Source organism: Eubacterium sp. AF22-8LB, assembly GCF_003458715.1.
Taxonomy (GTDB): Bacteria; Bacillota_I; Bacilli_A; order Erysipelotrichales; family Erysipelotrichaceae; genus Holdemanella.
This window is the reverse complement of the sequence record NZ_QRVI01000045.1, coordinates 1-1,053: the sequence shown is the minus strand read 5'-3', so window position 1 is coordinate 1,053 and position 1,053 is coordinate 1. Positions and strand designations below refer to the sequence as shown.

Sequence of the window (1,053 nt, the reverse complement as noted above, 5' to 3'; positions counted from 1 at the left end):
AGAAATAAGGATGAAGAGGCATATGCCAAACTAATAGATCTTACAAGCAAGAAGCTTTACTATACAGCTTGTACGTATGTGAATGATAAGGATGAGGCAAAAAACATTGTACAAGGTGTTGATTGCCTAATTAATTGAGTATGAAAACTAATAATCTAATCAAATTAAATGAAAAAGTCATAGCACAAGTTTGAATAAAATCTATTCAAATTATGTGTTATGACTTTTATAATATTTTCTATAGAAAGTGAGAAAAAGAAAAGAGAGTAAAACCAACGCACGCCAATGAGTTCTTTTTACTCTCCGCTCTTACGAACAAGATTATGATAACTGTTTATAAGGCTAACGTCAACCAGGTAGATGCTGAATCATATAAAAAATTCATAGATTCTTTAAATCTGTATTCCTTAATATGTCCTAAATGTAAACATCATGATTTTCAAAAACATGGCTATTATACTCGTAAAGTTAAATACAAAAAACATTCAGTCACTTTGCGGATCCTTCGTGTTAAATGTATGAGTTGTAAATCCACTCATGCAGTGCTTTTGTATTTTATCGTCCCTTATTCTCAATATGCTTTGGAAGTTCATCTAAAAGCTCTTCAATCAGACTTTCTTAATAAATTCATTGACTGGATAGAATGGAATGAAGAAATTAATGAATATTCATATTATTATATTCGGTCCCAGTTTCAAAAGTACTGGAAAGAGCGACTGATATCTGAAAGTATGAGATTGAATCCTGATCTATTTAAGAGTTGTTTTAAAAGTTTTTCATTACAGTTTATGCAGATTAAATGCACTAGGAATATTTTTTTATCCCTTTCCACATAAGGTGTGAGGAATTATGCCGTTTCCTTGGATATTATGTCGCTGTAAGGAGGAAAATTTATAATGGATCATAAAACAGCACAGGAAATAGCTTTAAAAAGATATGGATTTATTGCACCACTTGTATCTGGAAATATAGATACGTACAAATCAAAAAGTGATTTCTTTCGAGATGCAGGTTCAAAGGCTGGAGTGCACCCTCATACAGTAAGAAGGTGGT

General features: G+C 31.5%; 1 protein-coding gene. It reads left to right on the top strand.

The window, feature by feature from the left end:
• Positions 1-323: 323 nt before the first annotated feature.
• Positions 324-836, top strand: coding sequence for a DUF6431 domain-containing protein (locus DWY01_RS12040; protein WP_117996159.1), 513 nt, complete (start codon positions 324-326; stop codon positions 834-836).
• The last annotated feature ends 217 nt before the right edge of the window (positions 837-1,053 follow it).

Coding starts and splice junctions, on each gene's coding strand:
- DWY01_RS12040 (WP_117996159.1), top strand. CDS start 324: ATGATAACTGTTTATAAGGCTAACGTCAACCAGGTAGATGCTGAATCA.